This window comes from Psychrobacter sp. SCQQ22, from assembly GCF_015864605.1.
GTDB classification, from domain to species: Bacteria; Pseudomonadota; Gammaproteobacteria; order Pseudomonadales; family Moraxellaceae; genus Psychrobacter; species Psychrobacter fozii.
Window position 1 is genome coordinate 37,927 of the sequence record NZ_JADYWZ010000003.1, and the last position, 14,597, is coordinate 52,523.

Genomic DNA, 14,597 nt, shown 5'->3' on the forward strand with positions numbered 1-14,597 from the left:
AAAAAATACAGCCATGGATGCCGCTGAGGATAAGACAGCTATTATTAATCCAGAGCCAGCCCTAGCAGCAGTTGCCCAAGCAGAGAAAAATAGTATGGAAAATAACCAGTCATACCAAGAAGTATTATCAAATGTGGCGCCTAGCAAAGTAAAAGATGCGAGTGAGTTCGGTAAAGTTGCTGTCGTTTATGGCGGTAGTAGTAATGAGCGCAGCGTATCTTTAGACAGTGGCGCGGCTGTATTGCAAGCACTCCAAAACCAAGGCGTGGATGCCACTCATTTCGATCCTAAGCATCAAGACATCACTGAGCTACGTGCGTATGATCGTGTGTTTAACGTGTTGCATGGTCGCGGCGGCGAAGATGGATTGCTACAAGGCGTGTTGCAATGGTTTGAGATTCCTCAGACAGGCTCAGGCATTTTGGCATCGGCACTGGGCATGGATAAAGTGCGCACTAAGCAGTTGTGGCAAGGCTGCGGTGTGGCGACAGCCCCGTTTTCATTGTTGACAGCGGATACTGACTGGCAGCAAGTAGTCAACATGTTAGGTTTGCCACTTATCATCAAACCTGTCCATGAAGGTTCAAGTATTGGCATGACGAAAGTCAACAATCTTGATGAGCTTCCAGCTGCCTATGCAACAGCGGTACAGTGTGGTGATGCGGTGATGGCGGAGCGCTGGATTACTGGTCGCGAGTTTACGATTGTTATTATCGACGACGAGGCTTATCCAGTCATTCGTCTTGAGCCTGCAGATATCACTAACTTCTATGATTTTGAAGCCAAGTATAATCGTAATGATACCAGCTACTATATTCCGTGTGGCTTGAGCGATGCTGATGAAAAGCACTTACAGGATTTGAGTCTTGCGGCATTCCGTGCTGTTGATGCAAAAGGTTGGGGACGTATCGATGCCATGCAAGATGAAGCAGGCAATTTCTGGTTGCTTGAAATCAATACTGTACCGGGTATGACCAGTCATAGCTTGGTCCCGATGGCAGCCAAGGCTCGAGGCATGGATTTTGATACGCTGTGCTGGCATATTTTGGCGCAGACAGTTTAGTTAGTTTTAAGTACTGCTGTATTAGTTCAAGTAGCTTCATTCAAGCAGCTTCATTCATAAAGTGAGCTGCGTGAGTGAATTGAAAACGTCATCAATAACGCTGGTCGCTTCTTACTCAAAATGAATAAGTTTTCTTGAAAAATCGAGTTAATGTATCACTAGAGATGCTATATCACAACTTCATGTAAACTTGTGTAAATTCGCTGTTGCCAGTAAGGGTTAGGCTATTGTTTAACTATGAAATACGTTAATATTACATATTGTGGTTATATCTTGATGATGTTTAAGTTTTTATAAGAAAAAACCATAAGTTATCTATGAACTAAGAAAAATGTTACGTTTGAATAAGCGTAATAGCATCATATAAATTGTTTTAGCCAAAGACTTTGATAATATATCGACTTAATAGACCTCTGCATAATATGTGTAGACTGACATCAATGAATAGCATAAGCCGTTTTATGCAAATATAGGGACACAGGTCGTTATGGCTCAAACTGTCAACGAGGTAACTGACTTGATGAGTGATACAGCCCGTCGCCCAAAATCTAAGCTCCAAGTACCAAACTCAGTCAAATACTTGTTTATGGCAATGGTATTGGGATTGCTAGTACTGATATTGATCATGGGTGGCAAGGCTCTGCGTGATGCGCCGCCAGCTGCTATCCATGTCAATCATCAAGGTTTGACAGGCGTTCAATATCAGTCATTGCAACAAGTTATGGATCAGCAGAAGGTAAGCAGTTTTTTTACCTCTGATTTGCAAGCGTTAAGAGACATTACGATAGGTCTGGCTTGGGTGGATCAAGTAAGTGTTTCTCGTGATTGGCAGCGTGGCATTGTAGTGACTGCACTACCTAAACAGGCCGTTGCCAATTTTGGGACAGAACGTTTGGTTGATGCAAAAGGGACAGTTTTTGTTCCTGCTGATACGAAAGATCTGACGCAAGAAAAATTTGCTACTTTACAAGGTGAGATAACCCAAGCGCCAGTCATCATGCAGCAGATGCAGCAAGTCAACGATTGGTACGCACCATTAGGTATACAGGTTGAAGATATTATCTTATCACCAAGAATGACATGGTTGATTCGCTTTAATAATGGATTACGCGTCATCGTTGATAACGAAAATACTGCGCAAAAGCTACTGAATCTGAGTCAACTGCTTGGTAATCAACTAAGTGATCGTCGAGACCAGATACAATCGGTAGATTTGCGTTATAAAAATGGCTTTACCATTTCTGGAGATATGGTACAGCCAAAGAATGATGAAGCACCATCATCATAGATAGACAGAAGCAAAAACTGGTTAACATTCTGGCTTTTAATATGAGCTGTTTTGTTCGAACGGTTTTAATAGTATTTAGCATTGAATACACAATTTTGTAGTGTATTGATAGCGATTTTTTAATGATCTAATGGAGACGTCATTTGGTCTCCTGTTTAGCGATAATTTGTCTGGTACCATGAAAAATACTGAAAATCTGGTTGTTGTCCATCTAAGTGCCACGGCAGTTTATGTCGTCATTGGCAATGTTGTCTCTGCAAAAGACATTCGCATTTTGGGCGTTGGGCAAGTTAAAAATAGCGATTTTTATCAAGGTCAAATAAAGCATCGTGAGCGTCTACAAGGTGCTATTAAGCAAGCCATTCAAGAAGCAGAAGATACTGCCAATTGCCGTGTGCATAGTGTGTGGTTGACGTTGGCAACGCCTGAACTGTCTAGCAAAAACAGTACAGGTGATGTGCAAGTGGAAGAGGAGGCTGTACGTGCCAAAGATATGGTACAAGCACTATCTAATGCCAAGTCACGCGATTTGCCACCGGACTATTATTTGATGCATTGCTGTCAGCAAGGTATTTACGTCAACGACCAAGACTTTATGGTTGATGATGCTATCGAAACAATGGCGCATAATATCTCTGTGATGTACCACATGATGATGATGCCAGTGTCTAGCCGCCAAAATATCCAAAAATTATTGCAAAGCTGTGACGTTGGTATTGACCATATTGTCTTCGATGCAGTGACAAGCGCTGAATATAGCTTGATGAGTGATGAGCGTCAACAAGGTGTGTGCTTGGTAGATATTGGTGCGAGTACCACCAGTATTTGTGTTTATAAAGAAAACAAATTGATATTTACCCATTGTATCGCAACGGGAAGCCATGAAGTCACGATGGATATCTCAGCTGACTTTGGCATATCAATGATTGAAGCTGAAAAGCTCAAAAAGACTCACGGTACTGTTGATGTTAATAGTGTTGATCCTAGCTCTTTCTTTATCTTTAAGCCGCAAGGGACAGGCGATGAAATTAATATCGGCATTTATAATCTAGCCCGTATTATCGAAGCTCGCTATGTCCAGATATTTACGGAAGTGGCTCGTCAATTACATGACGCAGATTTGATTGGTTATATAGACAAAGGCATCGTTCTCACTGGTGGTGGCAGCGCGGTTAAAGGTATGATACCTTTTGCCAAAAAATTGCTAAAAATGCCGGTGGTGCTGACCAATATACATCCTGCTATCAGTGCTTATAATCATTTTGATAATGATGAATCGTTCAAGCAGCTGAATATTCAGGTAAATGATCGTGCTTACCAGACAGCATTTGGTACGCTACTTTACAGTCAGAGCGAACAGTTCCGTCGTAGCGAAAAGAGTGAGCCTGAAGCGATTCAAAAGAATCGAGTCACTGGTGTTTTTCAAAGTGCAGGGCAACGTTTTGCTAGTGTACTGAAAAAGATATTGTAGATTTTTTGGTAAAATATTGAGAATGCTAATATTCTTGTAGAGTTTACCTAAATTATTCAAGCAGAAAACGAAGTAATATAAAAAGTAATACCCTTTGCGATGATGACCTATTGTTATCTATGCTGAAAGATTTAAGCCATAACCCTATTTTATTTAAATACATTTATATATAGTATGTCGATAGTGCGCCATATGAGTGCGTTACCACGTATCAATCATCACGCTATCTGCAACTGGAGAATCCTTTTTATGTCAAAATACACCATGCCAGATGATAACCAGCTTCAAAACAACGGCCAAGCGAGCTTCACTGTATTCGGTGTGGGCGGCGGCGGCGGTAATGCAGTTGAACATATGGTACAGCAAGGGATTAGAGGTGTGACATTTGTTTGTGCTAATACGGATAAACAAGCACTTGATCGTCTAACAGCGCCGCATAAACTACAATTGGGTGCAAAGACGAACCGTGGTCTAGGTGCTGGTGCCAATCCAGAAGTTGGACGTGAAGCAGCAGAAAGCGAAGAAGAAGCTATCCGTGCGTTACTTGAACATGCAGATATGGTATTTATTACTGCTGGTATGGGTGGCGGTACAGGTACTGGTGCAGCACCGGTGGTTGCTCGTATTGCTAAAGAAATGGAAGTGTTAACAGTTGCAGTAGTGACCACGCCATTCAAATTTGAAGGTGGTAAACGTATTAAAGCGGCTAAAGCCGGTATTGAGCAGCTAACCAATTTCGTTGACTCTATCATCACTATTCCAAACGACAAGTTGATGAGTGTCTACGGTAATATCTCTATGCAAGATGCTTTCAAAAAAGCAGATGATGTATTATTGCATGCGGTTCAAGGTATTGCTGAAACCATCGCTAGCGAAGGTATGATCAATATCGATTTCAACGATATCCGTACTGCTATGACTGCTAAAGGTCATGCGATGATGGGTATTGGCCGTGCAAGTGGTGATGATCGTGCACGTCAAGCGACTGAAAAAGCCATCAGATCTCCATTACTTGATGATTTACGCTTAGAGAATGCTAAAGGTCTACTGGTCAACGTGATTTCTTCTGAATCACTATCATTAGATGAGATGAGCAAGATCAGTGTCATCGTTGAAGAAATCACTGATATTGATGATGCTCATATTTTCTATGGTTCAGTTATCGATGAAAAAATGGGTGATGACTTGCATGTGACAGTCATTGCAACGGGTCTGACTTTAGATGAAAATGCTGGCCAAGAACCTGAAGTAGTGGAGCAGCCAGTACCTTCTGTGAACAGCACTCAGCCTGTTGATCCTAATGTACATACCAGTGCTTTGAACAGCCAAAAGCAGTCACAAGCTCAAATGTATCAAGATACCTCTGCTACTGTACGTTCTAACGCGCCTCAAGAACAAGCTAAGACCAAAACCAACAGTATTCAAGACTATCTAAAACGCCAACAAAATAAATAATATTTTGAGATGTTTTTAAATAGAGTAAAAAAGCCAGCGTTTAATCGCTGGCTTTTTTGTGGCCGTAGATAAGGTATGTCTGTTTGCAAAGAGGTGATTCTATAATTTTTTACCGATAGAAGTAGCACCTTGGGAAGAGATAATCATTAATAAATGGTAGTACGAAACAATTTCTGATGATAGAAATAGACTTCAATACAGCTATTTATATAGAGATAGTTATGTCAATAGAGCATAGAAATAGTTTCGGTTTGGTGCGATAAGTGTTATCAATCAAGGAGATAAGGAAAATAGCGAGTTTTAACTGTGGCGAACTAGGGGCCTGTAATGGTACACTATGGCAATTGTAACAAAATATGTGAGAAGACAGTCATGAACCAAAGAACCATAAAAACTGCGATAGCTATTACAGGTACTGGTCTTCATAGTGGTCAGCCTGTTGACTTAGAATTTCATCCTCAACCTGTAAATACAGGTATTGTTTTCGAGCGCTCTGATATCGAAGGCAGTCAGCCAATTCCAGCCAGTGCCTTTTTAGTACAAGATACCATGATGTCATCAAACCTAGTATTCGGTGGTACACGAGTGGGTACAGTTGAGCATCTATTGAGTGCAATTGCTGGACTTGGTGTAGACAACCTTTTAATCCGTGTCTCTGCTTCAGAGATTCCGATTATGGATGGTAGTGCTGCACCTTTTGTTGCATTGCTACTTGATGCAGGGTTTTGTGAACAAGACGCTTTGAAAAAGTTTATTAAGATAATACGACCAGTACGTGTAAAGGTCGACGATAAATGGGCAGAGCTGCGCCCGTATGAAGGGTTTGAATTAAATTTCGAAATTGATTTTGATCACCCTGCTATTGATAAGAATTTTCAACATGCACAACTGCAGTTTTCAACGCAAAATTTCATTGAGCAATTAAGCTCAGCACGTACTTTCGGATTTTTACGTGACATTGAGGCATTACACCAGAATAATTTGGCGTTAGGTGGCAGTATGGACAATGCTATCGTCATAGATGAAGCCAATATTCTTAACGAAGAAGGCTTACGTTTCAATGATGAGTTTGTTCGTCATAAAATTTTGGATGCGCTAGGTGATCTATATCTGATTGGTTATCCAATTTTAGGTCGTTTTAACGCTTATAAGTCTGGTCATGCATTAAATAACTTGTTAGTGCGTGAAATACTATCTGATCATGATAACTTTGAAATTGTAACTTTTGATGACAATGTAACCTGTCCTATCGAGTATCTTCCTCTGAAAGGGATGGCTGTTGAAGGGTGAAGAGAGGGATATACACGAAGTATCGAAACATTGACGCAATATTACATAGCTCTACGATAATTACATTCCTATAATATTCTATAATTTAAATATAGAGTCGCGATTATTTTGATAATTCCTCTTTAGAGTAGAGAATACAAAAGCTGTAGGTAGTTTTCCAATCATCTGTCGGTGATATTCATATTATGAATATCGCTGGTAGATGATTTTTTTTGTTGGCGTCATTACAAAATCTCAGCGTTGTTGGCCAGTTTTTACGTTTTTATTTACATAACTTTACATGTTAGGGTCAGGTTTTTTAAGAATTTATCAAGCGCAAAAGTGCTTTTTTAAGTTTTTCATCAGTGGTGACATGCTCTGCAGCCTGTGATATAGTCCGCTTTATGTTTTGGCTAAGGGCCTGATTTTCATTGGCTTTCTGAGGCTTTGACAAGACTGCAGATGATTGTTTAGATGAATAATTATCAGCCGATTTGCTAGCCACCACGACGCGGATTTGCTTGAGTTGTTTAAATGTAATGGACTGCTCTGTCAGTACCTGCAAATAAGAACTTTGCAAATACCGTATGTGATTAGCAGCAGTCATCGAGCCAACGCTAAGAATTAATTGCTCAGAAGTGAAGCCTACGACCCAACAGGTATTGAGGATTTCCTCAGGTAGACAGTCTACCAATAGCTCTTTTACCTCATTGGTCGTTTCTATATATAGTCTCATGTTGTCAGCAAGTGTTTGGGGTAGTGCGCTACCAGCAAAAGCTTGATGATCAATAAGTTGGGCAAGCCGGTTAGGCTGTTTTTTTGACATCGTAATGACTCATCTAATAGGTGACAAAATCGATATTCATAACAGACATGCTAAAGCGATATATGGCAAGCGATTTACATGAGAGTTGACTAAATGAATGCTGATAGCAGCATTAGTCACTACAGAAGAAAGAGCAGGCTGTTGTCATAAGGATTTTATCATGTTTGTTTAATGATAATGTCCACTAAATTAATTGATGCTTCGTCAAGGATGACGAGCTGTCTTGCATTAACAATAGGTAGTAAATTTATGAAACAAGCTTTATTAATTTTGTCAGTATTGGGAATGGGTATAGCACAGGCAAGTGGTGCTGTCGAAACAACCTTTCAACCAAATAATACCTTGAGTCATACCACCACAAATATCTCTACTTCTGCGACCTATGGTTCTAGTCGTAATATCTATAGCACGAACAGTGGTGCTCATGTATATAGTAACGATGAGATCAGCCAAGCCATTGATAATCTAAGCGCACATGCTAAGCAAAAAGAATATCAGCTTGCTTCGCTAACCAGTCGCCTATCTTATGAGCAGCGTCAGCAACAAGCAAAATCAATTCCAGATCGTTTTTCTGCCCCTGCTATTGCAGCAGCAAACGCATCACGCGTCGCTTTGTCTAGAAGCTCTGGCTACTGTGCTCGTTATGTACGTAAAGCACTACAATCAGCTGGTTACGAATTTACACCGAACCCTTCAGCTTATCAATATGCCTCTCGTGGCACACTAGCCCAAGCAGGGTTTACCAAAATCAGTAATGATATGCAGCCACAAGTTGGTGATGTCGTGGTTTATAACCGTACTTCAAGTCGTCCACATGGTCACATTCAGATCTTTGATGGCAATGACTGGGTATCTGATTTCCGTCAAAACAGCATCAGCCCATATAGTGGTAATTATAGCTATACCACATGGCGCGATTCGCAGTATGTCGATGATGCATCAGACCGTGGCATCTATCTTGCGATGGCTGATAAGTAATCAGTTAAGTACACGCAATCATCTGCTAAGCAAACCGTTTTCTCTAGACTCAGTAATGTTCTTTATGACATTACTGGGTTTTTTTATATTTTAAACATCAAGTTTAAGTGAGAGTAACTTTTAGAAGTTCTTCTATTTGCAGTGTTATTCAAGTAATGCTCTGCATGTGATATGGCTAAAGCTCAAATCTCGACCAGTACTGGTGATTATGAAAATCAGGCGGCGAGGCATGACTGGTTGCGAAGTATAAAGGCGTCTTGTCCAACCACAAGATGACGCATGGATGTATTTGCCCAATGATAGTGTTATTGATAGCATATTTCAGATGCGAGTCAGACAGTCGAGTCAATGGTACGTTGAAGCTTCGCTCGCAACTATTAGGTTTGAGTTCATGTTTAAGTAGAGTGTCTGGCTCTCTAAGTAAATGCATGTTTGCGGATGTACTTTGATGCTTGGGCTTGTTAGTCCACTCAATAGAGGCACGCGTGTGTCCATCGTCTTGGTACAAAGGTGTCGGCGGTAATGTCGCAGGGTTACGGTAACTCTCAAATTGATAGAGTGCATAACGACCATCTGGATTGGCATTAATCTCAATATAAGAGGTTGTATGCTCGGTAACAGCGTGAGAGTCGATAGTGCGACCAGTGATAAAGCACTCAAGGCAGGTCTCTTCCCATAAGTAATCAGAAAATCTGACCTGTTCAGGTTGCCATATCGGCCAGTCTACTTTATCTGCTAGCATTTGGTTAGGCAAAGTAATGCGGTAAGTCAGCTGTAGACATACCTCAGGATATTGAACAATATTAGCACTTACCTGAACACAGATACGCTTGAGATCATCTATAGCTACGCCAAGTTGTTGTGCGTCACTTGCGATCGTTTCGTTTGCTATGTAAAGGTCAAAGGTTTGATTCATCATTTTATAAAACTCAAAAATAATATAGTTGATCCAGTTTAAAAGAGATATAAGGCAACCGACTGAAGAGGTATGTGTGATACTTCAAGCAAGGTTAACGCTGTCTCACTATTTTATAAAGGATTGACTATAATGAGAAAGCTATGTCGATTGTGTGATTTAGTCTTATAAAACAGGCAAATCGATGAGAGTAGACAATATAAAAGCCGCGAGCAAGTTGCATCGCGGCTTTTATATTTTACCGTAAGGGTCCGGCTGTGATATGAGATTTTACGGTATGATATTTCTTAAACTAAATGTGCCATCACACATTACTGTGCGTGACGTGCTAAGTTAGACAGTTTTGGGTTGGCGTTCGGGTTTTTGCGTAGTAACAGTGCCATACGACCAATTGAATGTACCAAAGATGCTTTAGCAGCAGTTGCAAGCTCAGCGCCAATGACATCACGTTCTTGCTTAGTGCCTGATGGTAGTTTTACTTTAATAAGTTCATGATCTGTTAGAGCACGATTAATTTCTTCAATGATGGTTGGAGTAATACCTTTGTTGCCAATCATGACAATCGGTTTCAGTTCGTGACCAATGCCTCTTAGGCGTTTGATTGTAGCGTTATCGAGTTCCATAGAATTCCTAAGTGTTGATAAAAATAAATGACAATGCTATTGAGAGCAGTTGATGACCATTATAGATAATCTGTGGTCAACTTGCATGAGATCAGCAGGATTTTGCACGATTTTACGTGATGAAAATGTTAAACTGAATGTTTAGCCACATTATAAACGCTACTGTCTTATAAAACAGTGTTTTAACCAATAGAATTTGTTCAGTTTAAGACAAGAGAACAAATCAATGGTCTAATTGAGTCCATCTTTAAAGCATTTTATAAATGTAGTGGCTATTTCATCAGTATGTATTAGTGTTTTGCAAAGCAATAGGAGCAGGTATTTTGGCCACGCGTATCGAAAATAAAAAATTGTCAAAGAGTAGTAGCGCTTGGATGAAAGAGCACATTGACGATCATTATGTGCAAAAGGCTCATAAAGATGGCTATCGTGCCCGTGCTGCCTATAAATTATTAGAAATCAATGAAAAAACCAGCCTGATTAAAAAAGGTATGACGGTCGTAGATTTGGGTAGTGCTCCTGGTAGTTGGTCACAAGTGGCTGGTCAATTGGTAGGCGAACAAGGCATTTTGATTGCCTCTGATATCTTAGCGATGGATACTTTGCCTGATGTTACCTTTATCCAAGGTGATTTTCGTGAAGCAGAAGTGTTTGATAGCATCATGGCAGAAGTTGGCGATAGGCAGGTCGATGTGGTGTTATCTGATATGGCACCCAATACGGCAGGTAATAGCGCGATTGATCAGCCGCGTATGATGTACTTATGTGAATTGGCAGTGGATTTTGCTTTGGCAACCTTACCAGAAGGTGGCGCACTTATTATGAAAGTGTTTCAAGGTGAAGGAACACAAGAATTACGCAAGCAGATGCAGCAGGATTTTAGTAAAATCCGTAGTATCAAACCAGGTGCTTCTAGGCCGCGCTCAAAAGAGATGTTTTGGATAGCGATTAAATAGTTTTAACTTCGACGAGTTATTGCCATTGTAAGCTGGATATTGTGTCACCATTAAGTATATCTATTAGAATATTAAAAACGTTACAATCGTTAATTGAATAATAGCAATACCTGCTTGAATTATGCAGGTTAGTACCACATATCATGGTATATTAACTTTGTTTTAGGCAAAGTCGTCTGACAATAAGCGCTTGATAAGCTCATCTACGATAGATTCATATATCATTGATATTTATAACTTGTTAAACCTGTTTTTAAGACATTTGACATGTATAAGCCCCAATCAGAAAATTCTGACATTGATAGGTTTATGAAAAATGAGCGATACGTTTATAGACGTCACGTGTTTAATAAACACACCAATAAGTAAGGGATGGGAATAACTAGTGAGCGACATGGTAAAAAATACCTTATTGTGGCTGGTGGTAATCGGCGTTTTAGTACTGGTGTTTAGCGGCTTCGATCAATCATCTGAGCCGGATAGCCTTAACTACTCTGAGTTTGTGACCGCTGTGTCAGAAAACCAAGTAGCCAGTGTTGAAATTGACGGCGAAGAGATCACCGGCGAGAAGAAAAATGGCTCAGCTTTTGAGACCATTAGACCTGCTGTATCAGATGACGAGCTGATGCCACTGCTACGTGAAAACCAAGTCGAAGTTCAAGGAACTGCACCAAAGCGCCAAAGCGTCTTGATGCAATTATTGATCGCCAGCTTCCCAATTCTATTGATTATTGGTCTGTTCTTATTCTTCATGCGTAATATGCAAGGCGGCGCAGGCGGAAAAGGCGGTGGCCCTATGAGCTTTGGTAAATCAAAAGCTAAAATGCTGACCGAAGATCAAATCAATGTCAACTTTGAAGACGTGGCTGGTTGTGAAGAAGCCAAAGAAGAAGTCGTGGAAGTGGTTGAGTTTTTACGTGCGCCAGACAAATTCACGAAGCTAGGCGCGACCATTCCACGTGGTATCTTAATGGTAGGCCCGCCGGGTACTGGTAAGACGCTACTAGCAAGAGCCATTGCTGGTGAAGCTAAAGTACCTTTCTTCTCTATCTCAGGTTCTGATTTCGTTGAGATGTTTGTCGGTGTCGGTGCATCACGTGTACGTGACATGTTCGAACAAGCGAAGAAAAGTGCTCCATGTATTATCTTTATTGATGAGATTGATGCAGTCGGTCGTCATCGTGGTTCTGGTATGGGCGGCGGTAATGATGAGCGTGAGCAAACGCTTAACCAGTTACTGGTTGAGATGGATGGTTTTGAAGGTAATGAAGGCGTTATCGTTATTGCTGCGACCAACCGTGCTGACGTGCTTGATAAAGCATTATTGCGTCCGGGTCGTTTTGACCGTCAAGTACAAGTAGGCTTGCCAGATATCAAAGGCCGTGAGCAAATTTTAAAAGTCCATTTGAAGAAATTGCCAAACACGATTAGTGTAGACGCAAGCTCTCTTGCTCGTGGTACGCCTGGATTTAGTGGTGCACAGCTTGCTAACCTTGTAAACGAAGCCGCATTATTTGCAGCACGTCGTAACAAGACCAGCGTCGATATGAATGATTTTGAAGATGCGAAAGACAAGCTATATATGGGTCCTGAACGCAAGTCTATGGTGATACGCGAAGAAGAGCGACGTGCGACTGCATATCATGAAGCCGGCCATGCGTTGGTAGCTGAGTTATTACCGGGTACAGATCCTGTGCATAAAGTTACTATTATGCCTCGTGGTTTTGCCCTTGGTGTGACTTGGCAATTGCCTGAGCACGATCAGACCAGTATGTATAAATCGAAAATGTTGAGCGACATTGCTATTTTGTTCGGTGGTCGTATCGCTGAAGAAGTCTTTATCAATCAAATGTCGACGGGTGCTTCGAACGACTTTGAACGTGCTACTAAAATGGCACGAGCGATGGTCACGAAGTACGGTATGTCTGATGCACTTGGTATCATGGTGTACGAAGATGACGACAACTCGCAAGGATATTTCGGCGGTGGTGGTCGTACGATCTCTGAAGCTACTCAGCAAAAAGTTGATGAAGAAGTACGCCGTATGCTAGAAGAGCAGTACGATATCGCTCGTGAATTGATTGAAGCCAATCAAGACAAGATGCATGCGATGGTTGAGGCTCTCATGAACTGGGAAACTATTGATCGTGACCAACTGCAAGATATCCTAGCAGGTGAAGCACCGCGTCCACCGAGAGTCTACCAGCATAACGAAGTAAACTTGTCGAAAAATGATGTGAAAACAACTGGTGCCACACCGCCACCATTACCAGCGATGTAGCGTTTAGTTTGTAAACTCTCAATAAGAAAGCCCTTTATATAAAGGGCTTTTTTATTGTCATTGTTTTATGAAGGATTTAGGGCCGAGTAAAATTTACTGGTATCATGAGCATAGGCAGTAATAATTAAAATTGTTCTTATGAGAGATAAATGGGTTATGTCATTATTCCAAGCCTTACCCGACTATAAGATATCTAGTCGTGATAAAACTTTAGATTTATCAATACCTCATATTATGGGTATACTTAATGTCACACCAGATTCATTCTCAGATGGTGGGCAGTTCAATGCGGTGGATAAAGCCATTCAGCATTGCCAGAAAATGATCAATGAAGGTGCGACTATTATTGATATTGGTGGGGAGTCTACTCGCCCAAATGCGGATGCTGTCGCTACGAGTGATGAGATGTATCGCGTTGTACCTGTTGTTCAAGCCATTAGACAATCTTTTGGAAATGATATTTGGCTGTCTATCGATACTAGTAATCCAACAGTTATGGAAGCCGCATTTGAAGCCGGTGCTGATATATGGAATGACGTACGGGCTCTAAAGCGTGTTGGTGCGGCTACAATGGCAGCCAAGCTTCATATACCAGTCATGCTCATGCACATGCGCGGTGAGCCGACGACGATGAATGACTTGGCACAGTATGATAATGTAATAGAGGATGTGAGTACCGAGCTAGTCGACCGTGTTGATGAGGTAATCAGTATCGGTGTCAAACGTGAAAAAATAATTATTGATCCAGGTTTTGGTTTTGCGAAAAACTATGAGCACCACTGTGCACTATTAAGCCAGCTTCAGCGGTTGCAGATACTAGGATTGCCAATGATGTTTGGCATTTCACGTAAGCGATTTTTAGCAGAAGTATTGAGTAAAAGTGGGGTTGAAGCAGTGGCTAATACTCAAGCAACAGAGCGTGATGCAGCAGGAATGGCCGCAGGTGTTTTTGCGCTACAACAAGGGGCAAGTATCATTCGCACGCATAATGTGACGATGATGCAGCAAGCAGTAGCGCTATGGAATCAGTTGTCTGAGTATGATCGTCATCAATAGATATTTATACTCGTTTACGCTGTTGTCCAATGCTATAGGTGTTCTATACTTTACTTAAAGAAATAAGAAACGATTTTAGAAACATCTAAATACACTAAAAAAACTATTCAAATTGATGAAGGTAGCTTTATGACCACTACACAACCAGAAGCAACGAATGAGCAACGCCGTATTATTTATCAAGCCCGCCGTGGACTCAAAGAGTTAGATTTTTATATTGATCCTTATGTCAAAGAGCTATATTTGACAGCATTGCCTGAAGAGCAAAATACATTTGCAGAAATGTTAACTCACGAAGATCCTGATTTATTAGATTATTTCACCAATCAAAATCGTCCAGAAAACGAAGACATATGGGCGCTAGTGAATAAAATTAAAACATGGCGTCATACTAAAGATTTGGCTTAATGCTTCA

13 protein-coding genes are annotated in these 14,597 nt (G+C 41.0%); 10 read left to right on the forward strand and 3 right to left on the reverse strand.

Annotation, left to right across the window (positions count from 1 at the left end; all coding sequences use genetic code 11):
* Positions 1-94 precede the first annotated feature (94 nt).
* The 5 genes from I6E84_RS04905 to lpxC all read left to right on the forward strand — a co-directional run bounded on the left by I6E84_RS04905 (position 95) and on the right by lpxC (position 6,567).
* The gene (locus tag I6E84_RS04905; protein ID WP_197216912.1) at positions 95-1,063 is read left to right on the forward strand and encodes a D-alanine--D-alanine ligase; all 969 of its coding nucleotides are present in this window, start codon (positions 95-97) and stop codon (positions 1,061-1,063) included.
* Between the two features lie 487 nt (positions 1,064-1,550).
* Complete coding sequence (locus I6E84_RS04910) at positions 1,551-2,351, forward strand: cell division protein FtsQ/DivIB (RefSeq protein ID WP_110923299.1); 801 nt, start codon at positions 1,551-1,553, stop codon at positions 2,349-2,351.
* A gap of 178 nt (positions 2,352-2,529) precedes the next feature.
* Entirely contained in the window at positions 2,530-3,822 is a 1,293-nt protein-coding gene (gene ftsA, locus I6E84_RS04915) for a cell division protein FtsA (RefSeq protein WP_197216541.1), read from the forward strand.
* Positions 3,823-4,071: 249 nt separating this feature from the next.
* Positions 4,072-5,277, forward strand: coding sequence for a cell division protein FtsZ (ftsZ, locus tag I6E84_RS04920; RefSeq protein WP_110923297.1), 1,206 nt, complete (start codon positions 4,072-4,074; stop codon positions 5,275-5,277).
* 372 nt (positions 5,278-5,649) lie between these two features.
* The gene (lpxC, locus tag I6E84_RS04925; protein ID WP_197216543.1) at positions 5,650-6,567 is read left to right on the forward strand and encodes a UDP-3-O-acyl-N-acetylglucosamine deacetylase; all 918 of its coding nucleotides are present in this window, start codon (positions 5,650-5,652) and stop codon (positions 6,565-6,567) included.
* Between the two features lie 298 nt (positions 6,568-6,865).
* On the opposite strand, the gene I6E84_RS04930 is transcribed toward lpxC, so the two are convergent.
* Entirely contained in the window at positions 6,866-7,372 is a 507-nt protein-coding gene (locus I6E84_RS04930; RefSeq protein ID WP_197216545.1) for a hypothetical protein, read from the reverse strand.
* A 249-nt stretch (positions 7,373-7,621) separates the two neighbouring features.
* Between I6E84_RS04930 and I6E84_RS04935 the strand changes: the two genes are divergently transcribed.
* Positions 7,622-8,350 carry a CHAP domain-containing protein gene (locus I6E84_RS04935; RefSeq protein WP_110923294.1) on the forward strand — a complete coding sequence of 243 codons (729 nt, stop codon included), beginning with the start codon at positions 7,622-7,624 and terminating at the stop codon, positions 8,348-8,350.
* Between the two features lie 175 nt (positions 8,351-8,525).
* Here the strand turns inward: I6E84_RS04935 and I6E84_RS04940 are convergent, their stop codons facing one another.
* Positions 8,526-9,269 carry a hypothetical protein gene (locus I6E84_RS04940; protein WP_227681309.1) on the reverse strand — a complete coding sequence of 248 codons (744 nt, stop codon included), beginning with the start codon at positions 9,267-9,269 and terminating at the stop codon, positions 8,526-8,528.
* 308 nt (positions 9,270-9,577) lie between these two features.
* On the reverse strand, positions 9,578-9,889 hold the full coding sequence (locus I6E84_RS04945; protein WP_110923293.1) for a YhbY family RNA-binding protein: 312 nt from the start codon (positions 9,887-9,889) through the stop codon (positions 9,578-9,580).
* A 323-nt stretch (positions 9,890-10,212) separates the two neighbouring features.
* Here I6E84_RS04945 and I6E84_RS04950 point away from each other — a divergent pair, with 323 nt between their 5' ends.
* From I6E84_RS04950 to I6E84_RS04965, 4 genes are all read left to right on the forward strand, one after another.
* Positions 10,213-10,845, forward strand: a complete 633-nt coding sequence (locus tag I6E84_RS04950; protein ID WP_110923292.1) for an RlmE family RNA methyltransferase — start codon at positions 10,213-10,215, stop codon at positions 10,843-10,845.
* A gap of 385 nt (positions 10,846-11,230) precedes the next feature.
* Entirely contained in the window at positions 11,231-13,126 is a 1,896-nt protein-coding gene (gene ftsH / locus I6E84_RS04955; RefSeq protein WP_197216547.1) for an ATP-dependent zinc metalloprotease FtsH, read from the forward strand.
* A 156-nt stretch (positions 13,127-13,282) separates the two neighbouring features.
* Entirely contained in the window at positions 13,283-14,182 is a 900-nt protein-coding gene (gene folP / locus I6E84_RS04960; RefSeq protein ID WP_197216549.1) for a dihydropteroate synthase, read from the forward strand.
* 129 nt (positions 14,183-14,311) lie between these two features.
* On the forward strand, positions 14,312-14,590 hold the full coding sequence (locus tag I6E84_RS04965) for a succinate dehydrogenase assembly factor 2 (RefSeq protein WP_197216551.1): 279 nt from the start codon (positions 14,312-14,314) through the stop codon (positions 14,588-14,590).
* Positions 14,591-14,597 lie beyond the last annotated feature (7 nt).

Excerpts from the sequence above, each read along its gene's own strand:
- ftsZ (WP_110923297.1), top strand. The coding sequence starts at position 4,072 with ATGTCAAAATACACCATGCCAGATGATAACCAGCTTCAAAACAACGGC.
- I6E84_RS04935 (WP_110923294.1), top strand. The coding sequence starts at position 7,622 with ATGAAACAAGCTTTATTAATTTTGTCAGTATTGGGAATGGGTATAGCA.
- I6E84_RS04910 (WP_110923299.1), top strand. The coding sequence starts at position 1,551 with ATGGCTCAAACTGTCAACGAGGTAACTGACTTGATGAGTGATACAGCC.
- I6E84_RS04940 (WP_227681309.1), bottom strand. The coding sequence starts at position 9,269 with ATGATGAATCAAACCTTTGACCTTTACATAGCAAACGAAACGATCGCA.
- I6E84_RS04965 (WP_197216551.1), top strand. The coding sequence starts at position 14,312 with ATGACCACTACACAACCAGAAGCAACGAATGAGCAACGCCGTATTATT.
- I6E84_RS04905 (WP_197216912.1), top strand. The coding sequence starts at position 95 with ATGGAAAATAACCAGTCATACCAAGAAGTATTATCAAATGTGGCGCCT.
- I6E84_RS04945 (WP_110923293.1), bottom strand. The coding sequence starts at position 9,889 with ATGGAACTCGATAACGCTACAATCAAACGCCTAAGAGGCATTGGTCAC.
- I6E84_RS04930 (WP_197216545.1), bottom strand. The coding sequence starts at position 7,372 with ATGTCAAAAAAACAGCCTAACCGGCTTGCCCAACTTATTGATCATCAA.
- lpxC (WP_197216543.1), top strand. The coding sequence starts at position 5,650 with ATGAACCAAAGAACCATAAAAACTGCGATAGCTATTACAGGTACTGGT.
- folP (WP_197216549.1), top strand. The coding sequence starts at position 13,283 with ATGTCATTATTCCAAGCCTTACCCGACTATAAGATATCTAGTCGTGAT.
- ftsA (WP_197216541.1), top strand. The coding sequence starts at position 2,530 with ATGAAAAATACTGAAAATCTGGTTGTTGTCCATCTAAGTGCCACGGCA.